This window comes from Bradyrhizobium sp. CCBAU 53340 (assembly GCF_015291645.1).
GTDB lineage: Bacteria > Pseudomonadota > Alphaproteobacteria > Rhizobiales > Xanthobacteraceae > Bradyrhizobium.
On record NZ_CP030055.1, the window covers coordinates 1,945,241 to 1,969,836 of the forward strand.

General features: G+C 63.9%; 24 protein-coding genes. 19 read left to right on the forward strand and 5 right to left on the reverse strand.

The genetic code is table 11. From position 1 onward, the window contains the following. Positions 1–199 precede the first annotated feature (199 nt). Positions 200–586, forward strand: a complete 387-nt coding sequence (locus XH89_RS09110; protein ID WP_194466742.1) for a rhodanese-like domain-containing protein — start codon at positions 200–202, stop codon at positions 584–586. 46 nt (positions 587–632) lie between these two features. On the opposite strand, the gene XH89_RS09115 is transcribed toward XH89_RS09110, so the two are convergent. Both XH89_RS09115 and XH89_RS09120 read right to left on the reverse strand, forming a co-directional pair. Next, positions 633–2,192: a glycine betaine ABC transporter substrate-binding protein gene (locus XH89_RS09115; RefSeq protein ID WP_194466743.1), complete on the reverse strand. Its 1,560-nt coding sequence runs from the start codon at positions 2,190–2,192 to the stop codon at positions 633–635. Further along, entirely contained in the window at positions 2,189–2,971 is a 783-nt protein-coding gene (locus tag XH89_RS09120; RefSeq protein ID WP_194466744.1) for an ABC transporter ATP-binding protein, read from the reverse strand. The genes XH89_RS09115 and XH89_RS09120 overlap by 4 nt, the downstream gene beginning before the upstream one ends. 278 nt (positions 2,972–3,249) lie before the next feature. Between XH89_RS09120 and XH89_RS09125 the strand changes: the two genes are divergently transcribed. From XH89_RS09125 to XH89_RS09150, 6 genes are all read left to right on the forward strand, one after another. Continuing rightward, positions 3,250–4,068, forward strand: coding sequence for an ABC transporter ATP-binding protein (locus XH89_RS09125; RefSeq protein WP_194466745.1), 819 nt, complete (start codon positions 3,250–3,252; stop codon positions 4,066–4,068). Next, a complete protein-coding gene (locus tag XH89_RS09130; protein ID WP_194466746.1) occupies positions 4,068–4,853 on the forward strand; it encodes an ABC transporter permease in 786 nt (261 codons plus the stop codon). The genes XH89_RS09125 and XH89_RS09130 overlap by 1 nt, the downstream gene beginning before the upstream one ends. A 94-nt stretch (positions 4,854–4,947) precedes the next feature. Next, the gene (locus tag XH89_RS09135) at positions 4,948–5,484 is read left to right on the forward strand and encodes a DUF305 domain-containing protein (protein WP_194466747.1); all 537 of its coding nucleotides are present in this window, start codon (positions 4,948–4,950) and stop codon (positions 5,482–5,484) included. Between the two features lie 9 nt (positions 5,485–5,493). Then, positions 5,494–6,963 (forward strand): YncE family protein, encoded by a 1,470-nt coding sequence (locus XH89_RS09140; protein ID WP_194466748.1) that lies wholly within the window; start codon positions 5,494–5,496, stop codon positions 6,961–6,963. Positions 6,964–7,003: 40 nt separating this feature from the next. Next, on the forward strand, positions 7,004–7,522 hold the full coding sequence (locus XH89_RS09145; protein ID WP_194466749.1) for a sigma-70 family RNA polymerase sigma factor: 519 nt from the start codon (positions 7,004–7,006) through the stop codon (positions 7,520–7,522). Continuing rightward, positions 7,519–8,292, forward strand: coding sequence for an anti-sigma factor (locus XH89_RS09150; protein ID WP_194466750.1), 774 nt, complete (start codon positions 7,519–7,521; stop codon positions 8,290–8,292). Before XH89_RS09145 ends, XH89_RS09150 begins: the two co-directional genes overlap by 4 nt. Positions 8,293–8,330: 38 nt before the next feature. Here XH89_RS09150 and XH89_RS09155 read toward each other — a convergent pair whose 3' ends face one another. Beyond that, complete coding sequence (locus XH89_RS09155) at positions 8,331–8,780, reverse strand: cupin domain-containing protein (RefSeq protein ID WP_194466751.1); 450 nt, start codon at positions 8,778–8,780, stop codon at positions 8,331–8,333. 138 nt (positions 8,781–8,918) lie between these two features. Between XH89_RS09155 and XH89_RS09160 the strand changes: the two genes are divergently transcribed. The 8 genes from XH89_RS09160 (at position 8,919) to XH89_RS09195 (ending at position 16,396) form a co-directional block, all read left to right on the forward strand. Then, positions 8,919–9,944: an ABC transporter substrate-binding protein gene (locus XH89_RS09160; RefSeq protein WP_194466752.1), complete on the forward strand. Its 1,026-nt coding sequence runs from the start codon at positions 8,919–8,921 to the stop codon at positions 9,942–9,944. 30 nt (positions 9,945–9,974) lie between these two features. Continuing rightward, the gene (locus tag XH89_RS09165) at positions 9,975–10,679 is read left to right on the forward strand and encodes an NUDIX hydrolase (RefSeq protein WP_194466753.1); all 705 of its coding nucleotides are present in this window, start codon (positions 9,975–9,977) and stop codon (positions 10,677–10,679) included. A gap of 93 nt (positions 10,680–10,772) precedes the next feature. Further along, a complete protein-coding gene (locus XH89_RS09170) occupies positions 10,773–12,083 on the forward strand; it encodes an ABC transporter substrate-binding protein (RefSeq protein WP_194466754.1) in 1,311 nt (436 codons plus the stop codon). Between the two features lie 16 nt (positions 12,084–12,099). After that, positions 12,100–12,870, forward strand: coding sequence for an ABC transporter ATP-binding protein (locus tag XH89_RS09175; RefSeq protein WP_194466755.1), 771 nt, complete (start codon positions 12,100–12,102; stop codon positions 12,868–12,870). After that, a complete protein-coding gene (locus XH89_RS09180) occupies positions 12,870–13,574 on the forward strand; it encodes an ABC transporter ATP-binding protein (RefSeq protein ID WP_194466756.1) in 705 nt (234 codons plus the stop codon). Before XH89_RS09175 ends, XH89_RS09180 begins: the two co-directional genes overlap by 1 nt. 5 nt (positions 13,575–13,579) lie before the next feature. Further along, the gene (locus XH89_RS09185) at positions 13,580–14,461 is read left to right on the forward strand and encodes a branched-chain amino acid ABC transporter permease (RefSeq protein WP_194466757.1); all 882 of its coding nucleotides are present in this window, start codon (positions 13,580–13,582) and stop codon (positions 14,459–14,461) included. Then, the gene (locus tag XH89_RS09190; RefSeq protein ID WP_194466758.1) at positions 14,458–15,477 is read left to right on the forward strand and encodes a branched-chain amino acid ABC transporter permease; all 1,020 of its coding nucleotides are present in this window, start codon (positions 14,458–14,460) and stop codon (positions 15,475–15,477) included. The genes XH89_RS09185 and XH89_RS09190 overlap by 4 nt, the downstream gene beginning before the upstream one ends. After that, positions 15,437–16,396, forward strand: a complete 960-nt coding sequence (locus XH89_RS09195) for a polyphosphate kinase 2 family protein (RefSeq protein WP_194466759.1) — start codon at positions 15,437–15,439, stop codon at positions 16,394–16,396. Before XH89_RS09190 ends, XH89_RS09195 begins: the two co-directional genes overlap by 41 nt. Positions 16,397–16,653: 257 nt before the next feature. Here XH89_RS09195 and XH89_RS09200 read toward each other — a convergent pair whose 3' ends face one another. Beyond that, positions 16,654–17,538 (reverse strand): MBL fold metallo-hydrolase, encoded by an 885-nt coding sequence (locus tag XH89_RS09200; RefSeq protein ID WP_194466760.1) that lies wholly within the window; start codon positions 17,536–17,538, stop codon positions 16,654–16,656. Between the two features lie 569 nt (positions 17,539–18,107). Between XH89_RS09200 and XH89_RS09205 the strand changes: the two genes are divergently transcribed. From XH89_RS09205 to XH89_RS09220, 4 genes are all read left to right on the forward strand, one after another. Continuing rightward, positions 18,108–20,441: a mechanosensitive ion channel domain-containing protein gene (locus XH89_RS09205; protein WP_194466761.1), complete on the forward strand. Its 2,334-nt coding sequence runs from the start codon at positions 18,108–18,110 to the stop codon at positions 20,439–20,441. Positions 20,442–21,173: 732 nt separating this feature from the next. Further along, entirely contained in the window at positions 21,174–22,769 is a 1,596-nt protein-coding gene (locus XH89_RS09210; protein WP_194468420.1) for an NAD-dependent malic enzyme, read from the forward strand. Positions 22,770–23,166: 397 nt separating this feature from the next. Continuing rightward, complete coding sequence (locus tag XH89_RS09215) at positions 23,167–23,691, forward strand: septal ring lytic transglycosylase RlpA family protein (RefSeq protein ID WP_194466762.1); 525 nt, start codon at positions 23,167–23,169, stop codon at positions 23,689–23,691. A 113-nt stretch (positions 23,692–23,804) separates the two neighbouring features. Next, positions 23,805–23,957, forward strand: coding sequence for a hypothetical protein (locus XH89_RS09220; RefSeq protein ID WP_194466763.1), 153 nt, complete (start codon positions 23,805–23,807; stop codon positions 23,955–23,957). Between the two features lie 291 nt (positions 23,958–24,248). Here the strand turns inward: XH89_RS09220 and XH89_RS09225 are convergent, their stop codons facing one another. Next, the gene (locus tag XH89_RS09225) at positions 24,249–24,554 is read right to left on the reverse strand and encodes a hypothetical protein (RefSeq protein WP_194466764.1); all 306 of its coding nucleotides are present in this window, start codon (positions 24,552–24,554) and stop codon (positions 24,249–24,251) included. Positions 24,555–24,596: the final 42 nt, after the last annotated feature.

A 24,596-nucleotide genomic window follows, 5' to 3' on the forward strand; every position in this document is an offset into this window, starting at 1 on the left:
CTCCAGAGAGGGCAGGAGGGGGTGGCCGGACGTCCCCTGCGGCTGCCCCCTCAACGCTACCTGTCGGCGTCCGACCTTGTCCCGGAGCCGCCGCTATCGTATCCATCGGTACGTTCCTCGTCCTCCGAACGAGGGGCGCGACGAAAGGTGAAACTGGCTAATTGGAGCGCTCGACAACCGCAGACCACAGGAGCAGCCATTGACAATTTCCGTGAAGCAGATGCTGGAGGCCGCCAACGCCGCCGTGCCGAAGATCACGCCGGCCGAAGCCAAGGAGATGATCGGCAAGGGCAACGTGCTCGTGCTCGACGTGCGCGATGCGCCGGAGATCGAAAAGAGCGGAAAAATTCATGGCGCGGTGAACGTCTCCCGCGGCATGCTGGAGTTTCGTGCCGATCCGGACTCGCCTTATCACGATAAGGTGTTTGCCAGGGACAAGCCCGTGATCCTTTATTGCGCCTCAGGGGGTCGCTCGGCCTTGGCCGGCAAGGTGTTGAAGGATATGGGCTACAGCCACGTCTACAATGTCGGTGGTTTCAAGGATTGGGTCGACGCCGGCGGCGCGACCGAGAAGCCGGCCATGTAGCAGCGGCGGCTGTGATGGGAGAGCGCGGGCCGCGAGATCACAATTCCTAACGCCCGCCGACCTTTCCCCACAGCCACCTCGCCACCGCATCCGGTGACGAGTTCGCATCATTGCCGCTGGCGCGCAAATTGGCCTCGCGCATGGTGCTGATGTCGATCCTGCCGAGCAGTGGGCTCAACGCCGCCTTGAGCCGCTCGTCGCTGGCGCGCTTCGGCGCCAGCAGCAGGATGGCGTCATAGGGCGGGATCGCCTGCTTGGGATCGTCGAGGGCCACCAGATCGTATTTCGCGATCAGGCCGTCGCTGGTGTAGCCTGCGATCACGTCGACCTCGCCGCTCGCCGCTGCCGCATACATGAAGTCGGGCTGCATCTGCCTCTGCGCGCGGAACTGAAGGCCATAGGCCTTTTGCAGCGCCGCCCATTCCGGCCGCGAGAAGAACTCGTAGTCGCCGGCAATCGACATTGTCGACGTATGCGCCGCGAGGTCGGCAATGCTGTGGATGCCAAGCGCGTCGGCACGCTTTTTCGGCATCACCAGGGCATAGGCGTTTTCGAAGCCGAGCTCGCCGAGCAAGGTGATGTTGTCCTTGGCGAGGGACGTCTTCAGCTCCGCCACGAGCTCCCCGCGCGGCTTGATGTCCGTGCGATGCAGCTGGTTGGCCCAGAGCGTGCCGGAATAGTCGACATAGAGATCGATGTCGCCAGCCTTCAGCGCCTCGAAGATGACGCTCGAACCGAGACCCGATCGTGCGGTTGCGGAAAGGCCGGCCGCCTCGAGGCGGTCTCGCAGCAGGGCCGAGAGCACGTATTGCTCGGCAAAGGTCTTTGCGCCGACCACGTAGCCGGACGACGAACGTCCTATCGTCGGAACCAGTGTCGCAGCGACCAGCGCCGCAATCCCCACCGCGCCGAGCCCCGCGCGCAGGCGACCGCGGCGGCGCAGTCCGCTCTCGATCAACCCAAGCAGCTGATCGACGGCGAGCGCGAGCAGGGCTGAGGCGAAACAGCCGAACAACACGAACACCCAGTTCTGGGTCTGGAGCCCGGCAAAGATATAGTTACCGAGGCTGGTCTGCCCGATCGGCGTCGACAGCGTCGCGGTACCGATCACCCACACCGCGGCGGTGCGGATGCCGGCCATCATGACCGGCAGCGCCAGTGGCAGCTCGACCAGGAGAAGCGACTGCCGCGGCGTCATGCCGACGCCCTTGGCGGCTTCGAGCAGCGCCGGGTCGATGCCGTTCAGCCCGGTGATGCCGTTACGCAGCACCGGCAGCATCGAATAGAGCGCCAGCGCAAGCATCGCCGGCAGGAAGCCGAACGCGGAGAACGAAACGCCGAACCAGGCAAGCGTCACGGACGCCGCGAGCAACAGCAGCGGATAGAACAGCGCGAGCAGCGCCAGCCCCGGCACGGTCTGCACGATGCTGGCGAGCGCGAGCAGGATGGCGCGCGGCGCCGGGCGGTTGCGCGTGAGGATTGCGAGCGGCAGGCTGACAACGAGGCCAAGCGCGAGCGCGGCGAGGCTCACCCGCACATGATTGCCGAGATAGTCGGACAAGTGCGACAGCGCTTCGCCCCAGCGTGGATCGTTGAAAAGGCTCATGCCGCGCCACTCTGCGGTAGCAGCGCGTTCAGTCGCTCGACCTGGCGCCGTGGCGTGCGCAGCAACTCCAGCACATAGTCATCGCCGCTGGCTGAAAGCTCCGCCGGCGTGCCCTGCGCCAGCAATTGTCCGCCGCGCATTACCGCGATGCGGTCGGCGAGCAAGATCGCCTCGGTCATGTCATGCGTGATCATCACGGTGGTCAGGCGGAGCTTGCGGTGCAACTCGCGAAAATCCTCGCCGAGCGCGTCGCGGGTGAGGGGATCGAGCGCGCCGAACGGCTCGTCCATCAGCACGATGCGGGGCTTGGCCGCCAGCGCCCGCGCCACGCCGACGCGCTGGCGCTGCCCGCCCGAGAGCGCCTCCGGCAGCCGGTCGCGATGGGCGGCGCGGTCGAGCTGCACGAGCGCGATCAGCTCGTCGACGCGTGCCGCGATCTCGGCCGGGCTCGCGCCGAGCAGCTTCGGTGTGATCCCGATATTGTCCGCAACGCTCAAGTGCGGAAACAGTCCGCCGCTCTGGAAGACGTAGCCGATCCGGCGCCGCAGCGCGACCGGGTCGATGCTTTGGACGTCCTCGCCTTCGACCGTGATGGTGCCGCCGTCGGCTTCAATCAGCCGGTTGGCGAGCCGCAGCAGGGTGGTCTTCCCCGACCCCGAGCCGCCGACGATGGCCAGAAACTCGCCCTCAGCGATGTCGAGCGACACATCGTCGACGGCCCTGAGCGCGCCGAAGCTCTTGGTGACATTTCGGTAGCTGATCGCCGGTTTGGAAAGCATCACAGATGGGCTCGCTGTTCGCTTACCCTCCCCTGGAGGGGGAGGGTCGATCGCGCGTAGCGCGAGCGGGGTGGGGTGATCTCTCCACGCGGGCACCGTTTCTGTTGAGAGACTGTCACCCCAACCCGGCTCACATTTCGCTGTGCTCATTTGAGCCGACCCTCCCCCTCCAGGGGAGGGTAAGAGCACGGCCAGCCCCATGCGTAGCACGCTTGGCCGGTTGATTGAACTTGGCCGCGCGAGCGGCTAAGGCATCAGACGAGGTTGGGAGGATACACATGACGACGCCCACGGCAGTGGCGCTGGAAGATGCCAAGGTTGCGTTCCGGCTGGGGGACGGGCGGGTCTACACGGCGGTGGAAAAGGCCCATCTTTCGGTCGCGCAGGGCGAATTCGTCGCCATCGTCGGGCCAACCGGCTGCGGAAAGTCCACGCTGCTCAACGTCGCCGCTGGGTTGCTCAAGCCGGCCGCCGGCAGCGTCAAGATCTTCGACCGGCCGCTTGCCGGGCTGAACCGGGACGCCGGCTACCTGTTCCAGGCCGACGCGCTGTTCCCCTGGAAGACTGCGCTCGACAATGTCGCGATCGGGCTCGAGATCAAGGGCACGCCGCGCACTGATGCGCTGCCGCGGGCGCAGAAATGGCTGACCTCCGTCGGCCTCGGCGCCTTTGCGGGCCGCTATCCGCACATGCTCTCCGGCGGCCAGCGCAAGCGCGTGGCGCTGGCGCAGGTCCTGATCCGCGATCCCAAGATCCTGCTGATGGACGAGCCGTTCGGGCCGCTCGATGCGCAGACCCGCCAGGTGATGGGCAATCTGCTGCTCGACCTCTGGAACGCCGATCGGAAGGCCGTGCTGTTCGTGACTCATGATCTGGAAGAGGCGATAGCGCTCGCCGACCGCGTCGTGATCATGTCGGCCGGACCGTCCTCGCGCATCATCGGCGACTGGCGCGTGACACTGCCGCGCCCGCGCGACATCTTCGAGGTGCGGCTGGACAAGGATTTCCATGCGCTCCACCGCGAGATCTGGAGCGTGCTTAAGGACGAGGTGATGAAGGGCTACGCGCAATCCACCCATGCGGCGGAGGCAGTCTGATGTCGCGCGTGACGCTGTTTGCGCTTCAAGTCCTGGTCGCGGTCGTCTGCATCGCGTTGTGGCAGCTGCTGTCGACCGTACCGGTGTTCGGCAAGATCCTGCTGCCGCCGTTCTTCTTCTCCAATCCGATCGACGTGTTCAGCCAGATTGTGAAGTGGTTCGCGAGCGGCGTGATCTGGAAGCATCTGGCCATCACGTTATGGGAATCGATCCTCGCCTTCGTGATTGGTTCGGTCGGCGGCGTCCTGGTCGGCTTCTGGTTCGCGCGGCAACCGCTCGTTGCCGCGGTGTTCGACCCCTATGTGAAGATGGCCAACGCGCTGCCGCGCGTCGTGCTGGCACCGATCTTCGCGCTGTGGCTTGGTCTCGGCATCTGGTCCAAGGTCGCGCTCGGCGTGACGCTGGTGTTCTTCATCGTGTTCTTCAACGTCTATCAAGGCGTCAAGGAGGTCAGCCGCACCGTGCTGGACAACGGCCGTATGCTCGGCATGAGCGAGCGGCAATTGATGCAGCACGTCTATTGGCCGTCGGCGCTGTCGTGGATGTTCTCCTCTCTGCACACCTCGGTCGGCTTCGCCGTGGTCGGCGCCGTCGTCGGCGAATATCTGGGCTCGGCCGCAGGCCTCGGTTACCTCATTCAGCAGGCCGAAGGTGTGTTCGACGTTGCCGGTGTGTTTGCCGGCATGTTCGTGCTGTCGGCCTTCGTCATCCTGATCGACTTTGGGGTGACGCTGGTGGAGCGACGGCTGTTGGTCTGGCGGCCGACCGTGGACGGCCGCGCCTGAGCTTGACCGCTGACATTTACGTGATTGACGGGCCGGAATAGAACGCGCGACCACGCGTCATACCCCCATGCAACCACCTGCATGGGAGTCCAGGATGCACCGGTTACCGTTTCGCCGCGTCGTTGCGGCGCTTGCAAGCAGATGCCGATGGCCAAGGCCCGGCCTCGGCACGGCGCTCTTCGCCGCGCGCGTGCTCCTCGCCCTTGCGGTACCTCCGATCGTATTCGCGCATGAAGCGCACCCTGCCGCTCCGCAGGCTGCCCTCAGCGTCGAGGAGACCGCTTTCCTGCAAGAGAACGACGCTGCCATGACCAAAATGATGAACGACATGGCGGCCAAGCCGACCGGTGACGTCGATCGCGATTTCGTCGCGATGATGAACCCGCATCATCAGGGCGCAATTGACATGGCGATCATCGAATTGCGCTACGGCCGAAACGAGCAGTTGCGGCGCATCGCCCAGGAAATCATCGTCGACCAGATGCAGGAGATCGCGGCCATGAAGCTCGCGATCGGCGAACCGGTGAGCGACATCGCGCCTGCCCCCACCCAGTCGCAACCCGCCCCCGTTGCCAACGTTCATCGTCATTCGAGTATGCAGATGGAGATGTCTGCTGGAATGAAGAAATAGGAGCCACGCATGACAATTTCGAGAAACACGATCGGGAAGAGCGCCCTCCTCGCGGCCGCAGCGCTTGTCACCAGCTCCATCGCGTGGGCAGGGCAGGCACCGGGCGCGCTGTCCTCTCCCGACATTCCAATCAGCCACCACGACCGCGTCTACGCGGCAGAACAGTTCTCGAATACGGTCTCGGTCACGGACCCAGTCGACAACAAGCTGCTTGGCGTGATCCGGTTAGGCGATCCGCAGCCGGGCAATTTCAGCCCGTTGTACAAGGGGCAGGTGCTCGTTCACGGCATGGGTTTTTCGCCCGATCACAAGACGCTCGCTGTGGTGTCGATCGGCTCGAATTCGGTGACGTTCATCGACACCGCGACCAACGCGGTCAAGCATGTGACCTATGTCGGGCGGTCACCGCACGAGGCGTTCTTCACGCCTGACGGCAAGGAAGTCTGGGTCACCGTGCGTGGTGAGAACTACATCTCAGTCATCGATCCCATGAGCTTTGCAGAGAAAACACGCATCACGACCCCGAACGGACCGGGCATGCAGATTTTCTCGCCCGACGGCAAATACGGCTATATCTGCTCGTCCTTCAATCCGGAGACCGACGTCGTATCGGTCGCCGAGCACAAGATCATTGCAACGGTGAAGCAGGAGAGCCCGTTCTGCCCGAACATCGCAGCGACGCCGGACGGCAGCCAGGTCTGGTTCACGCTGAAGGATGTCGGCCGGACCCAGGTGTTCAACGCCAAGCCGCCGTTCAATGCGATCAAGACGATCGACACCGGGCCGATCACCAATCACGTCAACTTCGCACACACCGCCAAGGGTACGTTCGCCTACGTGACAATCGGCGGCCTTAACGAAGTGAAAGTCTATCGCACCGATGATTTCTCGCAGGTCGCGACGATCCCGGTCGGCAATCTGCCGCACGGCATCTGGCCGTCGGGCGACGGCACGCGGATCTATGTCGGATTGGAGAACGCCGACGCGCTTGTGGCCATCGACACGACGACCAACAAGGTGGTCGCGAACATTCCGATCGGCCAGGCGCCGCAAGCGATCGCCTATGTTCCGAACGCGGCGCCGAACCCCGATGACCGCCAGAATCTTCAGGCGCTCGGCGTTGCCGGCCAGGTCGCGCACCTCGCGTTGACGCCGAAAGATGGTGCCAAGGGCGGCAGGACGCCAACCAACGTGTCGCTGTTCGATCAGGGCCTGATTCAGGTTCTGCAGGCTTCAGTGACGGGACTTCAGCCCCGGCAGAAATACGTGCTTGCGCTGGCGGATCATCTCGACGGAAGCGGCGCACTGCAGCCACTGGCGGCGTTCATGACCAATCCGGCTGGATCTGCTATCGTCAATGCGGCTGGCCCGATCCGTCAGATCGTCGACCGGTCTGCTGCCGCCACCAGGCGGTACCTGGTGATCGCCTCCGGCGACGCGGCCACGCCCGGCGAGGCAGTCCAGATCGAGGTGCAATGACGTCCGGCCGAACGGCAAGGCAGAACAGGCGAGGCGCCTCATGAAGGATATGCTGGTTCAGGTCGAACCGCTGATCCCCGCGCTCCGCCGCTATGCGCGCGCCTTGATGCGAGATCGAGCGGCGGCCGATGATCTGGTCCAGGATTGTCTCGAGCGCGCCGTCAGCCGTTGGCATCAACGGCGCGACGGCGGCGTGCGCGCGTGGCTCTTCACCATCCTCCACAATCTGGCGGTCACGCAATTTCGCCAGGCGACAGCGCGGGGCAGGCATATGCCGATCGACGATGCAGGCGAGCAGGAACTCGTCAGCGCGGCAGCGCAGGAGCAAAGGCTGATCTATCAGGACGTCCTGAGCAAGCTTGCCAAGCTCCCGGAAGAGCAACGGGCAGTGTTACTGCTCGTTGCCGTCGAGGATCTCTCTTACGCAGATGCCGCAGCAATCCTCAACATTCCCGTTGGCACTGTCATGTCGCGCCTGTCGCGCGCGCGGGAGAGACTACAGCAGGAGATGGATGGCGTTGCGCCGGGAAATGTCGTGGCATTGCGGAGCGTGAAATGAACCAGCGGCCGATCACCGAAGACGATCTCCATGCCTATGTGGATCAGGCGCTCGCGTCTGAACGGCGTGCGGAGGTCGCGTCTTATCTGGACGATCATCCGGATGTGGCGACGCGCGTCGCGGCCTATGCCACTCACCGCGAACAGCTGCGTGGTGCGCTTGCGTCAATTGCGGACGAGCCGTTACCAGCCGAGCTGAATCTGTCGCACATTATCGAGAACAGGAAGCGACGGCCTCTGCGGGCGTGGGGCGCGATCGCGGCAGTCTTGCTTCTCGGCATCGGCGCTGTTGGCGGCTGGTCCATGCGCAGCCTGCTCCAGGAGGGATCGAACGGACTGTCGTCGTTGGCCCAGGAGGCTGCTTATTCCTATAACGTCTATGCGCCTGACCGCGTTCGGCCGGTCGAGATAAGGGCCTCCGACAGCGCGGAACTCACCCAATGGGTCTCCAACCGGCTCAAGCAGCCGGTCAAGGTGCCGGATCTTTCGGTGTCAGGCTATCGCCTGATGGGGGGGCGCCTGGTTGCGACGTCGCATGGCCCGGCCGCGATGTTCATGTACGATGATGATCACGGCGACCGTCTCGTTGTGCTGACGCGTCCGATGAGCGACCGCAATCTGGCTACGCCGATGATGCCGCAATCGACCGGCGACGTGGCAGGCTTCGTGTGGGCGGACGGCGGCATGGGCTACACGCTGGTCGGCCAGCTTCCGGGTGACACCCTCAAGCCGATCGCGAACGAGATCAGGAAGCAGGCTCGCCCGATCTAGCGGGCCCGCGCGCAGGCGCGGGCCCGGATCGCGCATCCTCAATCCAGCAGCTTGACGTCGTCGGGCGCCTGCGGCGGCGTCTTGATCGCGATTGCCTTGACCTGGCCGCTGATCGGCTTGGTGCCGCCATGCGGTGTACCCTTGGGGATGATGACGAGGTCGCCGGGCTTCACCGTGACCTCCTTGTCGCCGAGCCAGATCGTTCCGGTCCCATCCAGGATGTACTGGATCTCGTTGGTGTTGGGGTGCAGGTGTTTGGGCACATTGCCGACCTGGATCGAAACGGTGGCGCCGTCGGCGGTCATGAAGGTCTTGGAGCGGTAGCCGACCTTGTTGGCGGGGCCGAGCGCGTCGCCCTCCATCTCGCCGGTATGGATGATCTGCGCGGTAATGCTTTCGGCGGCCAGCGCCGGCCCGAGCCAATAGGTTGCGCCGCATCCGGCGGCAAAGCCGGCGGCGATCGACAGCCCGGCTGCAAGGCGATTCATGGATGATCCTCCCCATCAGGAATGGTTGTTATGCACGCAGGCTATTGCGCCGAAAGGCCAATGGCCAGTGCCGCTTAGCGGTGCTTCTCAAGCCCGTCATGCTGCTCTATGGTGCCGCCAGCCGAACGGAGGAAACCAATGAAGAACACGATTGCCAGGCTCGCCGGTGCGCTGCTGGCGCTGACGCTGACGTCAGGTCTTGCCGCAGCGCAAAGCAAGGTGACCATCGCGGTCGGTGGCGGCGCCTGCCTGTGCTATTTGCCGACGGTGCTGGCCAAACAGCTCGGCGAGTATGAGAAGGCCGGCCTGAACGTCGATCTGGTCGACCTCAAGGGCGGCTCTGACGCGCTCAAGGCCGTGCTCGGCGGCAGCGCCGACGTCGTCTCCGGCTATTTCGACCATTGCGTCAACCTGGCGGCCAAGAAGCAGGAGCTTCAGGCTTTCGTGGTCTATGACCGCTATCCCGGCCTCGTGCTGGTGGTCGCGCCCTCGCATACGGGCGACATCAAGTCGATCAAGGACCTCGCCGGCAAGAAGGTCGGCGTCAGCGCGCCCGGCTCCTCCACCGACTTCTTCCTGAAGTACCTCCTGAAGAAGAACGGGCTCGATCCCGCCGGCACCGCCGTGATCGGTGTCGGCCTCGGAGCCACGGCCGTGGCTGCGATGGAGCAGGGGCAGATCGACGCCGCGGTGATGCTCGATCCTTCCGTTACCGTGCTGCAGGGCAGCCACAAGGATCTGCGCATCCTCAGCGATACCCGCACGCAAAAGGACACGCTCGAGACCTTTGGCGGCGAATATCCGGGTGGTGCGCTGTACTCGACCGTGGCCTGGATCAATGGACACGAGAAGGAAACGCAGGCGCTGACGAGCGCAATGCTGGCCACGATCGCCTGGATCCACTCGCATTCGCCCGAGGAGATCATGGCCAAGATGCCGGACGAGATGGTCGGCAAGAACAAGGACCTCTATCTTGCTGCGCTCAAGAACACGATCCCGATGTTCTCAGAGACCGGCAAGATGGATCCAAAGGGGGCGGACGCCGTGCTCGCGGTGTTCAGCCTCGGTTCGCCCGAGGTAGCCAACGCCAAGGTCGACGTCAGCAAGACTTTCACCAACAAGTTCGTCGACCAGGCCAAGAAGACCACGGGGAGCGCCAAATAACTGACGCGAAGGCTCGGTAAATCAGACGTCATGACGTCACCGACCATTCATCGCGTTACGACGCTTGATCTTGCCGTGCGGCCCGTCGTCTGGCCGTTCGCGGAGGAGCGGCGCGCCGAGATCGAGGCGCATTTCGCCGAGCAGCAGCGCGCGCGGCCGAAGATATTCAACGGCCGGGTGCTGCTCGGGCGCGATCCCGTCTTCACCGACGGTCATCTCGCCGCGACCTATTTCGAGACGGACTTTGCGAGTTTCCTGGCTTGGCGCGACTGGGGCTTTCCCGACCCAGACGTGTTCAACGGTTTCGGCATGGGCGCGCTGCGCGCCTCCGACGGGGCTTTCGTGATGGGCGAGATGGCGCATCACACAGCCAATTCAGGGCGCATCTATTTCCCGTCCGGCACACCCGACCTCGATGACGTCAGGGGCGGCACGCTCGATATTCCCGGCAGCGTCGTCCGCGAGATCGAGGAGGAGACCGGCCTGCGGCCCGCCGATTATGCGGCTGAGGCGGATTGGCACTGTGTTGTCACCGGTCACTCGATTGCAATGATGCAGATCCTCAACCTGGATATGCCGGGGGATGCGGCTCGCTCGCGGATCGAGGCCAATCTGGCTGATCAGGACGAACCAGAGCTTTCGGCCATCCATCTCGTGCGCAGCATGAACGATCTTACGCCGACCATGCCACGGTTCGTCACGGCCTTCGTGGCGCAGCAGTTCGCCGCGCGCTGACGCGCGAGGCTTGACATCGCGCGGCCGAGCCCATGTGATGGGCGAAAAGCAAAAACAAGAACTTGCAATGCACAATCGTCCAGGGAGGTTTAGATGCGCCTGCGCATGGCTGCCCGCTTGGTACGTGGGCTGTTGATCGCGATTGCAGCGATGGGCTTGGTGGCATCGGCCCAAGCTCAAGACAAGAAGATCAAGATCGGCGTGATTTTCGACCTGACCGGCCCGCTCGCGGGTGGCGGCTCCGAGCTCGAATATCTCGGCACCAAGATCATCCTCGACCATTTCATCAAGACCGGCGTCGAGGGCTACAAGGTCGAGGCTGTCTACGCCGACGCGCAGAGCAAGCCCGACGTCGCCATCAACGAATCCGTCCGCCTGCTCGAGCAGGAGAAGGTCGACATGGTGCTCGGCTTCTTCTCGTCGGCGCAATGCGTGCCGGTCGCCGCCCGGGTCGAGCAACTCAAGAAGTTCATGTGGATCACGACCTGCATCTCGTCTGCCGTGCTCGCCGACAAGAACTACAAATACGTCTTCCGCCCGCAAGCGAGCGGCGACCAGTTCGGCACGATGACGATGGACTTCATCGCGCAGAACGCCAGGGAGAAATTCGGCAAGGAGCCGAAGGACCTGCGTGTCGCCATCATCCACGAGGACGGCGCCTACGGCGTCGACGTCGCCAAGGGCAACGAGGCCGGTGCGAAGAAGGCGGGATTCAATGTCGTCTTGAAGGAAGGTTATTCCGCCACCGCGCCCGATCTGTCCGCGCTCGTGACGAAACTGAAACGCGCCAAGCCTGATGTCGTTTTCCACACGGGCTATAATCCCGACATTACGCTCTTGCTGCGACAGGCGCGCGAACAGGGTCTGAAATTCGCGGCTCTGGTTGGTCATGGTGCGGGCTATGGCGTTTATGAGAAGCTCAAGGAAGGCCTCGGTACCGACGCCAACTATCTCTTCAACACCGATCCGATCTCGATCTGGCTCACCAACCAGAAGACCATGGATCCGAAGCTTGCGCCTGTCATCAAGATGGTCGGCGATGAGTTCGACAAGATCAGGCCCGGCGTCGCCATCCGCTCGGCTCATGTGGGCATCGGCGCCTCCAACACCTACGTCTTCATGAACGACGTCCTGCCGCGGGCGATCAAGAAGTACGGCGGCGTCGATCCCGAGGCGCTGCGCAAGGCGGCGCTCGATACCGACATCCCCGAGGGCGGCACCATGCTCGGCTTCGGCGTCAAGTTCCACGGCGAAGGCACGCCAATGGCCGGCCAGAACGAGCGCTCGTTCCCGGTCGTGATCCAGTATATCGACGACAAGTCCTCGGTGGTGTGGCCCAAGAGCCAGGCGCAGCGCGAAGCCGTGCTGCCACTGCCGAAGGGCACCACCTACAGCAACCAGTAGCAGCGGAGCGGAGGCGGTGCTGGAGGTCAGCGGGCTGGTGAAGCGGTTTGGCGGCTTCACCGCCGTCAACAACGTGTCGTTCAAGGTCGACCAGGGCGAGATCCTCGGCCTGATCGGCCCCAACGGCTCGGGCAAGAGCACGATCTTCAACATGCTGTCGGGTACGTTGGCGCCCAGCGCCGGATCGATCCGGTTCGATGGCTCCGAGATCGCGGGTCTGGCGCCGCACCGGATCATCAATCGCGGCATCGGCCGCACCTTCCAGATTCCGCGGCCGTTCCGTCGCCTCTCCATCTTCGAGAATGTCGCGCTTGCCGGCTTCTATGGCCAGGGCCGTCACAGCCGCGTCAAGGCCGAGGAAGCGGCGGGTCGCGCGCTCGCCATGGTGGGCCTGCCGACCGATCGCCACGCCAGCGTCGATGGTCTCGGCGCGGCCGGCTTGAAGAAGCTCGAGCTTGCGAAGGCGCTCGCCACCGCGCCCAAGCTGCTGCTCGCGGACGAAAGCCTCGGCGGCCTCGACGAGGCCGAGATGGATCAGGCCGCCGACATGCTGCGCAACATCCGCGACGAGCTCGGCATCACCATCATCTGGGTCGAGCACATCATGGGCGTGTTGATGCGCGTCGTCGATCGCGTCATGGTGCTCGATCATGGCGAGAAGATCTCGGAAGGTCTGCCGAGCGCGGTTGCCGGCGATCCGCGCGTCATCGAGGTCTATCTCGGCACCGATGCCGAGACCACGCAGGCTGCGGCCGCCGAAGCGCGCCGCCGCGCGGGAGGCCAATGATGCTGGAGCTTCGCGGCGTCAACGCCGGCTATGGCACGTTCCAGGCGCTGTTCGACGTCAATCTCGACGTCAAGGCTGGTGAAGCTGTCGGCGTGATCGGGCCGAACGGGGCCGGCAAGACCACCTTGATGCGCGTCATCTCCGGCCTGATCCGCCCCTCGCACGGGTCGATCGCGATGGAGAGCGTCGACGTGCTGGCGACGGCGCCGCACAAGATCGTCAGCCTCGGGATCGCGCATGTGCCGGAGAACCGGCGGCTGTTTCCGCAACTCACGGTCGACGACAATCTCAAGATGGGGGCCTTCATGAAGGAGGCACGCGGCCATTATGCCGAACGGCTGGAGGTCGTGTTCGACCTGTTTCCGCGGCTGAAGGAGCGCCGCCATCAAATGGCCGGCACCATGTCCGGCGGCGAGCAGCAGATGTGCGCGATCGGCCGCGCGATGATGTCCAATCCGAAGCTGCTGCTGCTCGACGAGCCGTCGGCGGGGCTCGCGCCGGTCGTGGTGCAGCAGGTGTTCGAGCTGGTGAAGCGGATCCGCGCCAGCGGGCTGACGGTGCTGATCGTCGAGCAGAACGTGCAGCAGGTGCTGCGCGTGGTCGATCGCGCCTATCTGATCGAGGCCGGCACGATCCGCGCCTCAGGCACGTCGGCCGAGATGCTGGCGAGCGACACGGTCAAGGAAGCTTATCTGGGGGTGTGAGGTTCATGCAGGCGTTCCTGGACATATTCGACATCTACCTTCTGGAGGCCATCATCAACGGCATCCTGCTCGGCGGCGTGTTGGCACTGCTCGCGCTCGGGCTGAACCTGATCTTCGGCGTCATCGACGTGACCTGGATCTGCTACGCCGAGCTCGTAATGATCGGCATGTACGCGATGTACTTCATGGTGCAGTATTACGGCATCAGCTATTTCATCGCCGCACCACTCACCATACTGCTGGTCGCGATCCTCGGCGCGCTCCTGCATTATCTCGTAATCGCGCCGCTGCTGACCGCGCCGCCGATCAACCAGCTGCTCGCGACCGGCGGCGTGCTGTTCGTGCTGCAGAGCTTTGCCACCGTCGCCTTCGGTATCGACTTTCGCAACCTCGGCATCCGCCTGCCGGTGCTCGCCTTCGGCGACATGAATTTCAGCTATGCGCGGCTGCTGTCGTTCCTGGCGGCGCTGGTCGGCATGGTCGCGGTCTATCTGTTCATGACCCGCACCTTCACCGGCACTGCGATCCGCGCCATCTCGCAGGACCGCCAGATCATGGCGCTGATGGGGGTCGACACCAAGCGCATCTATCTCATCACGTCAGCCATCGGCGGCGGGCTGGCCGGGCTCGCCGCGTGCCTCTTGGTGCTGCAATATGACGTGCATCCCTTCGTTGGTCTCTCCTTCGGTCCGATTACCTTCCTGATCTGCGTGCTGGGCGGCCTCGGCAATTTCATCGGCGGCTTCATCGCGGCCTTCGTGTTCGCCGAGATCATCTCGCTCGGCGGTCTGTTCTCCGATCTGGAATGGGGCTATGTGCTGGCCTTCGCCTTCTTCATCGTCATGATGTTCATCCGGCCCGCGGGCCTGCTCGCGAGGCGCCGATGACGGGGCAGGTGCGGCTTGCGGCCTGGGGGATTGGCCTTGCGGCGCTGGTTGCGCTGCCGTTCGTCTATCGCGATCCCTATCATCTGCACATTCTGGTGCTGATCCTGATCTGGTCGTTCGCTTACACATCGTGGTCGATGATGGGACGGTTCGGCCTGGTCTCGCTCGGCCATGGCGGCTTCATGGGGATCGGCGCCTATGTCACCGCGCTGCTCTGGAACCATCTCGGCCTGTCGCCCTGGATCGGCATTCCCATCAGCATGGTCGCGGCAGGCATCCTGGCGCTGGTGGTCGGCTATCCCTGTTTCCGCTTCCGTATCACCGGGCACTATTTCGTGCTGGTGACGCTGGCGCTGTCTGGCATCGTGCTCCAGGTCATCACGGCGACGCGCGACTATACCGGCGGCTCGCTCGGCTACACGCCGAACCGCGCCGCGGGCAACAAGCTGCTGGCGCTGCAATTCGATGACAAGACGACGTGGTATCTTGTTGCGCTCGGGGTCTGGTTGTTCGGCATCGTCGTCTGGCACTGGGTCGACCGCAGCATGGCGCGCTATGCGCTCGAGGCCATCTCGGAGGACGAGGACGCCGCGGCCGCCGCCGGCGTCGACGTCACGGCGGAGAAGCTGAAGATCACGCTGCTCAGCGCGCTGATGACGGCGCTGGCCGGCGCGATCTATTGCCAGTACCAGATGTTCATCACGCCCGATACGGTCAGCGGCATCGCGGTGTCGCTGCAGATGGTGTTCGCGGCCATCGTCGGCGGCCTGTTCGTCTCGCTCGGCCCGACCGTCGGCGCCGTCATCACCATCCTGCTCGCGGAGACCTTGCGCATCGGATTCGGCACCAAGGCGGTCGGCTGGGACAACCTTGTCTACGGCGTGCTGCTGGTGCTTTTCATCATATTCCTTCCCAAGGGCATCCTTGGTAGCCTGCTCGATCGATTGAAGTCGCAACGCAAGGTGCCCCGCGCCCATGAGCAAAAAGCCGTCCAAATCGCTCGCCCAGGAACTTGACCGCTACATCACGCCGTTCCGGCACGACGGGTCCGGCAAGTTTCACCTGAAGGACTACAAGACCAACGCGAAGGGCGATCTGGACAAGGAGGCGGCGCAGGAGATTCTCGACGCCAACAAGAAGCGGCTGATCGCGTTCCAGGAGAAGCTCTACGCCCAGGACCGCTGGTCGCTGCTGATCGTGTTCCAGGCCATGGACGCCGCCGGCAAGGACAGCGCGATCAAGGCGATCTTCGAGGGCATCAACCCGCAGGGCTGCGAGGTCACGGCCTTCAAGGCGCCGAGCAGCAAGGAGCTCGACCACGATTTCCTCTGGCGCCACGTGGTCGCGTTGCCGGAGCGCGGCCGTATCGGCATCTTCAACCGCTCCCATTACGAGGAATGCCTGGTGACGCGCGTGCACCCGGAGATCCTGGCCAAGGAGAAGCTGCCGTCGAGGCTGGTCACCAAGACCATCTGGAAGGAGCGCTTCGAGGACATTGCCGCCTGGGAGCGCTACCTGATGCGCAACGGCACCGTGGTGCTGAAATTCTTCCTCAACGTCTCCAAGGAGGAGCAGCGCCAGCGCTTCCTCGATCGGTTGGAGGAGCCGGCCAAGCAGTGGAAATTCTCGATGGACGACATCAAGGAGCGCGCGCTGTGGCCGCGCTACCAGGCGGTCTATCAGGACATCCTGCGCCACACCGCGACGCCCCATGCGCCCTGGTATGTGGTGCCCGCCGACCACAAATGGTTTGCCCGTGTCGTGATCGGCTCGGTGATCAATGCCGCGCTCGAAAAGCTCGACCTGCGGTTTCCCCGTGCCGACAAGGCTTCGCTCGCGGAGTTCGACCAGGTGCGCACGGCGCTGGAGAGGGAGAAGAAGGCAGGCAAGAAGCGGGCGAAAGGCAAAACACCAAAACAACCCCATGCACAGTAGCCGGGTGCTGTGAAATCAACGGCTTGCCGGCGGACGTGTCGATATTCGGGTTTTTAGAAAATTTGGTTGAGCCGTCGGGCAAAACAGGAGTATAGTGGCATCATCCCGACGTGCCTCAGGATGCATCGATGACAGCCGCACGACCGGTCCCGTAGGGTGGGCAAAGCGGAGCGTGCCCACCAATCTTCATTTGCGAGAGAGGTCGTGGGCACGGCGCAAGTGCGCCTTTGCCCACCCTACGGCTTCTGCGCAAGCCGCTAATACCCCCGCCCCCACCAATAGCAGAAGCGCTCGACGTTGGCCGGCAGGCTCGCCTCGTAATTCGCCCACTTCTCGTATTTCGGCAGCTTCACCTCCTTCATCGCGGTGTCGAAGCACTTGCCGGCGTCGGCGGCCTTCTTCACTTCCGCCGAAAGATCTTCCATGTAGGCGATGTCGTCCTCGACGTCCTTCTTGGTGCCGAGCCGGCCGCCGGCATAGGGATGGCCCGGAATCATGCGTTCCCAGTCGAGCGAAGCCAGCTTCTTCAGCGAGGCGATATATTCCAGCGGCGAGGCGTTGTCGGGGATGTTGCGGAACTGGACGGATTCGATCGGCGCGAAGTCGACCACGAAGACCAGCTTCTCCTTCGGCAGCCGCATCACCAGCGAATTGTCGGAATGGTTGCGGCCGACATAGTCGAGCTCCAGCGTGGTGCCGCCGAGCTTGATGATCTTCTGGTCGTCGACCACCTGGTCCGGCATGACGATATCGGCCAGCAGCGCATTCTGCTTCTTGAGCTCGAGCAGTCGCTCCTTGGTCCGCCGATGCGCGATGAATGTCGCGCCGAGATCCTTGAACGGCTGGCCGCCGGCGATGTGGTCGTAATGGTGATGACTGTAGATGACGTATTTGATCGGCTTGTCGGTGACCGCCTTGATCGCGTCGATATAGGGTTTTGCCGGGCGCAAATACGAGATCGGATCGGTCGCGATCACGCCCTGAGGCGTCACCACGAACATCGACTGATGGCCGCCATAGCGGAAGATGTAGACGTTGTCGGTGCCGTCGACCTTCTTGGTCGAGGTCTGCGGCGGGGTCTGCGCGAGCGCGGATCCGGTGACAAGGGCTGCGAGCACGGCGATGCAAAATGATGCTTTCATCTCTGGCCTTCTGAAATGAGGACGAGGGTATGCTCCCTCACACAAACGCTGCCGAGAGGCATTTATTCCACACTGTCACGTCGTCAGTCTGTCGCGGAACAGGCGTGCAAATGTGATCCTCGGGTCCTTGATCCCGCTTGACAGTTTTATGTCGGGGGAGGACCATACATTCGGTCGCACACAAGCGACGCGTAACGTCCACCTCATGAGCAAGGGGAGGTCTATGACTCCACCTCCGCAAATCCAGCCGCGTTAAGTGCGATGGAGCTCGTTCGGACTATCGCATAGCGGCGGAAACCGCGAACGGCACGCCGGGTCTAGGTCTAGAGGGCTGCATCAGTGAGGCAGAGCCCCTACCTGCCCGGCGCTGTGCGTTTTGGCGCGTCCCTGCCGAGGACAGTGCCGGCGGGAAACGCCAAGAGGAAGTGCCAAGGGGAAATGCCAAGAGATTGTCGTCTCATCGGCAAACTTCCGACACAGGATACGGGCGAATAGCGGCATCCGACATGACGCAGTGCTAGGCGCGGGCACGATTCCGCCGGCACGTTTCATTTATCTGGGAATCCCGCGTGTCGCACAGGCTTGTTCCGGCGCTCCTCGCCATCCTCTTCCTCGCAATCCCCTCTCTCTCCAGTGCTCGCGCGCAGGCGCCTGCGCCGCCCCCCGCCAATGCGTTATCGCCTGATCAAGCCAGACGGGCGCTGGAGACACTCCAGGACGACCAGAAGCGCGCGCAAATGATCGACACGCTGCGCGCGATTGCGAATGCGCCGGGTCAGCAGCAGCCGGCGGCGCCGCCGGCGGAACACAAATCGCCGATCCCGCTTTCGGCCGACGGCCTCGGCGCACAGCTCCTGCTCACGGTGTCCGAGGAGATCGGCGAGATCTCGCGCGACGTCGCCGACATGGCGCGGACGCTCACGAATTTCCCGGCATTCTACTACTGGATCATGCGTACCGCGAACGATCCTGCCGCCTACAATCTTCTGATCGAGATCGCCTGGAAGCTGGCACTGGTGTTCGGTTCTGCACTCGCGGCCGAATGGGTGATCGTCCGCCTGATCCGGCGTCCCGTTGCCTTCCTCGAAGGACGCGTGCCGCAGACCACACGCCTGTCGGCCCAGGCGCTGCCCATTGCCGATCCGCCGTCATCGGTGGCCGACGTCACGCCCGCGGCCGAACTGCACAAGCACCGTCACAGCCTCGCGCGCGTCTGGCAATTGCTGCTGCGGCTGCCCTTCGTGGTCGGACGGCTCGTGCTCGAACTGCTGCCGGTTTTCATTTTCGTCGGTCTGGCGACTGCGCTGCTCGGAACGGAGATCGGCGAACCCGCCACGGTCCGCCTCGTCATCCTCGCGGTCGTCAACGCCTATGCGTTCTCGCGCGGGCTCATCTGCCTCGTTCGTGTCCTGGCGGGACCGTTCGGCCTGTTTCCGGCCCGTGCCGAGACCGCGGCCTATGTCGAGATCTGGGCCCGCCGCATCGTTGGCGTCGGCGTGTCCGGCATTGCCTTTGCCAATGTCGCCCTCCTGCTCGGCTTGCCCAGCACCGGCTATGCCGCGCTGCTCCGCATGGTGATGCTGGTCGTCCATCTCTTCGTCGTCGTCATCATCCTGCAATGCCGCCGCCAGGTGGCGGACGCCATTCGCGCGCCCGCCGAACGGCAGGGTATTGCGGCACGTCTGCGCAATCGCATCGCCGGCGGCTGGCATTATCTTGCAATCGCGCTCGACCTCGCGCTGTGGGCGGTCTGGGCGCTCAACATCCGCAACGGCTATTCGCTGCTGCTGCAATATTTCGTCGGGACCGTCGTGGTGGCGCTGATGACGCGCGTCGCCATCATGGTGACCCTGAGCCTGATCGACCGCGGCTTCCGCATCCAGCCGGACATCCTCCATCGATTTCCCGGCCTGGAGGTCCGCGCCAATCGCTATCTGCCGCTGCTACGCAAGATCGTCTCCGGCGTGATCGCCTTCATCGGCTTCGTCGCCGTGCTCGAGGTCTGGGGCGTCGACGCCATCGTCTGGTTCTATGGCGGCCAGATCGGCAGCCAGTTGATTTCCGCCGTGGCGACGATCGGCGTCGCTGTCTTCATCGCTGCGGTGATCTGGGAGGCCAGCAATGCACTGCTGGATCGCCAGATCAATACGCTGTCGCGCGACGGACATTACGCCCGCGCGGCGCGCCTGCGCACCTTCCAGCCGATGCTGCGCACGGCGCTGCTGTGCGTGATCGCCACGGTCGTCGGCCTCACGGCGCTCAGCGAGATCGGCGTCAATGTCGCGCCGCTACTCGCCGGCGCCGGCATCGTCGGCATTGCCATCGGCTTCGGCTCGCAGAAGCTGGTGCAGGATCTCATCACCGGTCTGTTCCTGTTGCTGGAGAACACGGTGCAGGTCGGCGACACCGTCAGCGTGTCCGGCCTCACAGGCGTGGTCGAGAATGTCTCGATCCGCACCATCCGCCTGCGCGCCGGCGACGGCGCCGTGCACATCGTGCCGTTCAGCGCGGTGACCACCATCACCAACGCCAGCCGCGGCGCCGGCAATGCCTCCGTCAGCGTCAACGTCGCCTACAAGGAAGATACCGACCGCGCCGGCCAGATCCTCAAGGACATCGTCGAGGAGATGCGCCGCGAGGCGGAATTCCGCCCGTTGATCCGCGGCGACCTCGAACTCTGGGGCATCGACAAGGTGGATGGCGCGATGGTGTCGATCGTCGGTCAGATCCGCTGCACCGAGGCCGGCCGCTGGCCGGTCCAGCGCGAGTTCAACCGTCGCATGAAGCAGCGCTTCCAGCAGCAGGATATCGAGGTGGCCTCCGCCACCCAGACGATCTTGATGCATGTCGCGCCGCCGGCCGACGTCGCCGCCAACCTCACGGCGCGGCGGGCTGCCGGTTAGCGGCACCGCGCGGATTTTCCGAATAGCCTCCGCTCATCTGGCAGCGTTCTCTCGCCCTGCAGCCCGCTGATGACATGCGGACGACGAGAAGTTCGAGCGACTTGCGCGCACGCCTCGTCCTTCGAGACGACCGCTTCCGGCGGTCTCCTCAGAGCCTGACCGAAAATGAAGTCGAGTCATTTCAACATCTTGCGGCGGTGGTCGTTAGCTTCGAAAACCAGGTTCGCTGTAACGAACGTGCTCAATGCATAGGGATTTCCGATCAGGAGGAATCGACTACCTCCCAGAAACACCAACTCTGCCTTCCTTGGTTTTCAAGGACTTATTTTGAGTCAGGCTCTCAGGATGAGGCTAAACGGCATCAGCGCCCGCTGTTGCTGCTGCACGCACTCCGCCCTGATCCCGAGGGTCCGCCAGAGGCGGGCGACTCGAAGGATGCGCCGCGGGCGAAATCGAGGGGCTGCATGGTTCGAGACGCGCGTTTCGCGCTCCTCACCATGAGGGGTGAGAGTCTTGTCGCGTTAACTTTTGTGCCGCGTGCGACTGCGGATCGTTCGCGGAAATCTCGCTGCGGTGCGAGATCACAATCGACGCGCCCAGCGCTACGTCCTTGATCTCGATGAAGCGCTGGCCGACAATATCTGCCGTTCAATATGAAGCTTTTTGGGGGAATTCGTGAATAGACCTGCCCGGGTCGTTGCCCAACCGACATCATCCGATTCAACGCATGGCATGACGCTGCTGCGCGATCCCCTGCTCAACAAGGGCACGGCCTTCACGGAAGCCGAACGCGCCGCTCTCGGACTGCGCGGCCTGTTGCCGCCTTGCGTGCTGACGATCGAGGCGCAGGTCGAGCGCGTGCTGATCAACCTGCGCTCGCTGCCGACGGACCTGGAAAAATATGTCGCGCTGAATGCGCTGCATGACCGCAACGAGGCGCTGTTCTTCCGCGTCGTGGTCGACAATATCGACGAGATCCAGCCGATCATCTACACGCCGACGGTCGGGCTTGCCTGCCAGAAATACGGCCTGATCTTCCAGCGGCCGCGCGGCATGTTCATCTCCTCGCGCGATCGCGGCCAGATCGCCGAGATCCTGAAGAACTGGCCCTATCCCGCCAAGCTGATCGTCGTCACCGACGGCGAGCGCATTTTGGGACTTGGCGATCTCGGCGCCAACGGCATGGGCATCCCCGTGGGCAAGCTGTCGCTTTATTCGGCCTGCGCCGGCGTGCATCCCGAGCATTGCCTGCCCATCGTGCTCGACGTCGGCACCAACAACGAGGAGCTGCTGAGCGATCCCTATTATCTCGGCCTGCGCGAGCGGCGGCTTAAGGGCGAAGCCTATGACAGCTTCGTCGACGAGTTCATGACGGCCGCGCGAAAGACCTTTCCCGGCGTGCTGATCCAGTTCGAGGACTTCGCCAATCATTCGGCGTTCAAGCTGCTGCACAAATACCGCGATGAAACCTGCGTCTTCAACGACGACATCCAGGGCACCGCAGCGGTGGCGCTCGCCGGCCTGTTCTCGGCGCTCAAGGTGAACGGCGGCAAGCTGCGGGACCAGCGCATCCTGTTCCTCGGCGCAGGCGAGGCCGCAACCGGCATCGCCGATCTCGTCGTTTCCGCCATGATGGCGGAGGGTGCAACGGAAGCCGAGGCGCTCCGACGCAACTGGCTGGTGGATTCCCGCGGCCTCGTCGTCAGTGGCCGCGACGGCCTTCACGGCCACAAGCTCCGCTACGCGCATACGGATCAAGCGCCGATCGCCGATTTCCTCACCGCGATCAAGACGCTGAAGCCGACGGCGATCATCGGCGTCGCCGCGGTCGGCGGCGCCTTCACCCCTGATGTGCTCAAGACGATGGCCGAGCTCAACGAGCAGCCGATCGTGTTCGCGCTGTCCAACCCGACCTCGAAGGCCGAGTGCTCGGCGGAGGACGCCTATCGCTACACCGACGGCCGCGCGCTGTTCGCCTGCGGCAGCCCCTATGATCCGGTCAAGCTCAATGGCCGCACCTTCGTGCCGCGCCAGGGCAACAACTCCTACATCTTCCCCGGCGTCGGCCTCGGCGTCATCGCCAGCCGCTCGCGGCTCGTGACCGACGAGATGTTCATGGCCGCCGCCCACACGCTCGCCGATTGCGTCGGCAAGGAGGATCTCGCCCAGGGCAGCCTCTATCCGGCACTGCCCCGCATCCGCGAGGTCTCGGCCCGCATCGCGGCGGCGGTCGCCGACGTCGCCTTCCAGCGCGGCCTCGCCGACGGACCCGCGCCCAACGACGCGAAGGCCCTGGTCCAGTCGCAGATGTACGAGCCGAAATACTAGGCCAGGGACGGCTGGAGACTGCCGGGAAAGCTCGGCCTGCATGGTTCGAGACGCCCGCTTTGGCGGGCTCCTCACCATGAGGGTCTGATATCTGGCCACGAAGCATGTCCTCTAAGGGCCCGCCGCAGGCGGCGTCTCGAAGGATGGTCAAGCAAGGTGCCTGGCACGGCCGGAATCGCAATTGTCGGCCCGGCGAGGCCCGGCCGGAGCCGCGCCCGATCGTCTGGCGCGTCGTATCGGGCTGATTTTTTCCCCTTCTGTGCCGATTCAGGACAGGTGACTGTGGTGGATTCATCACAGCCGGCGCGAAACGATGGCGGCCCCAAGGCCGCTTTTGTTCAGCCAAGGTTCTGCCCTCATTGCCCACCGAAACTTGGGCGTGTTCGGAGGGCGCATCATGTCTCGCATTGCACGTGCCGAAACGACCCCGACTTCGCCGGCAGCCTCGTCACGGTTGCTGCTTGCCATCATCGGCGCCGCATCGCTTGCTGCCTGCGCGCAATCACCGGTTGGACGTCAGAGGGCCGATCTCGCTCCGACCACAAAGCAGGTTGCGATCGAGCGGCCGCACCGCGTGGCGGCGCTGCATCCGCGTCCGATCCACAGGCCACGTCCCTACGTCGACACAGCGAGCGCCAAACCGACGGGGTCGCAGGGCCTCGCCAGCTTCTATTCGGATACGGAGACCGCGAGCGGCGAGAAGTTCGACAAGAACGAGCTGACCGCGGCGCATCCGACGCTGCCCTTCGGCACCAAGCTGCGTGTCACCGATGTCTCCTCCGGTCGCTTCGTCACCGTCCGGGTCAATGATCGCGGGCCCTTCGTTCGCGGCCGCGTGGTCGACATCTCGCCGTCCGCGGCCGAGGCGCTCGGCATGGTCGACAAGGGCCTCGCCAATGTCCGGCTCGACGTCGTGCAATAGAGCGCTTACGTCTCGATCGGCGCTGCGCTTAACCGGCTGTTAGCGGCTCTCACGCACGATGGCTGCCCGGCAAGTCGGGGCTTTGCAAGTCGGGGTTTTGGGGGAGACGGCGCTTGAACACGATCCAGCATCTGGAAGATCAGGCGGCGCGCGCCGAGCGACTTGCCAAACGGATCACGGATACGCCGACGATCGAAAAGCTGCTGACCTTCGCCGGCGAACGCCGCCGCGAGATCGAACTCATCGCCGGCCGGCGGCGCAACTGACGCCTGCCATCCATGCTCTGAACGCATTTGCCCTCTCCGTAAAGCGCGGAACTTCCTCTCCTTTCCAGCGTCATGTCTGACATGAACATGGAGGAGGAAGCCATGGGTTTTGGAAGAGGTGCTTTGCTCTGGTTGCTAGGCGTGCCGCTGCCGGTCATCCTGCTGCTGGCGATTTTCTGGCACCACTGAGATCATCGTGATGTCGACACAGGAAAAGCGCCGCGGAAGCGGCGTTTTTTCTTGCTCGTTTTCTTGCTCGCGATCTGGCGCTTGTGGCGCGGAGGTGCGGGATCAGCTGTGGCTCTCGACGAAATCGCTGAGATAGTCGGGCAGCGTCACGCCGTCGATGTCGCAGCGCGCCTGGATCTCGTCGGCAACGTCGTTCGAGATGTCCTTCATCCAGTGCTCGAGCGTGTTGAACGAAATCACCTTGATGGGGTCGCTGAAGCAGCCGGCGACGAGCTCGCTGATCGCGGTGTCGAGATCGCTTCGCTCGACGCGGATTTCGGTTGCCTCGTCGAGGCGATCGATCACCACGAACAAGGTCTGGTCGGCGCCGTAGGGCACGGCCGGAGATGGTGTGCCAGGATCAAGCATGTGAGAGACTCACGCCTTCGCTTTCCGATCCCTGTTAACGGG